Source organism: Spiroplasma endosymbiont of Lariophagus distinguendus, assembly GCF_023846195.1.
Lineage (GTDB): Bacteria > Bacillota_I > Bacilli_A > Mycoplasmatales > VBWQ01 > Spiroplasma_E.
On record NZ_JALMUW010000159.1, the window covers coordinates 1 to 683 of the forward strand.

At 23.9% G+C, this 683-nt stretch carries 2 protein-coding genes; both read right to left on the reverse strand.

The features are described from left to right. On the reverse strand, positions 1 to 213 hold a 213-nt coding region (locus tag M0D11_RS06285; RefSeq protein ID WP_252321106.1), incomplete at its 3' end, for a hypothetical protein. A 111-nt stretch (positions 214 to 324) separates the two neighbouring features. Continuing rightward, positions 325 to 585 (reverse strand): hypothetical protein, encoded by a 261-nt coding sequence (locus M0D11_RS06290; RefSeq protein WP_252321108.1) that lies wholly within the window; start codon positions 583 to 585, stop codon positions 325 to 327. Positions 586 to 683 lie beyond the last annotated feature (98 nt).

The window sequence follows — 683 nt, forward strand, 5'->3', positions numbered from 1 at the left end:
ATAAGATACTTTATTACCAATCAAACATTTGTAATAAGTATCGATACCTTTTTTTGTACTAAGAAGTTGTACTTTTACATGACTTGGATAAGACTTAATCACTATTGCTGGACGATACTTTTGCTTACCAAATTCATCAATATCTCCAGTAATTGTTACTTTTATGCCAGTTCCTTTTTGTAATTGTCTTCATTTTGTTTTCATTTTTTTCATTACTTTCTAGATATTTGACATATTCATTTTTTTATCGTATAATATTAATGTTTAGTACAGATAATGCTGTGCAAGAGAGTATATCTCTCGACTTCTCCTAGTTATTTCTAACTAGGTGTTTTTTATATTTAATTCAACTTTACTTGTTTTTTTAGTAAATTCTCCTTTTTTAATTCTTTTAATTAAATCTTTATAAACATGAATTTCAGCTTCATTACAAATTAATATGTTGATTGTATTCGTAATAAAATTTTCATCTGGTCTTTTTTTATTTTTTTCTTTTTCAATTGCTAATTCCAAAGCAATTGCAATTTCTTCATTATCTTTTATTTGTAATTTTAATTTTTTAATCATTAAGTCTTTATCAATCATTTTATATATAACTCCTTTTTATATATTTCTGGGAGGTTCCCAAAAAAGTAGGAAGATGAATTACTAGATAAATAAATTCTTTTCAAAATTACCATTTC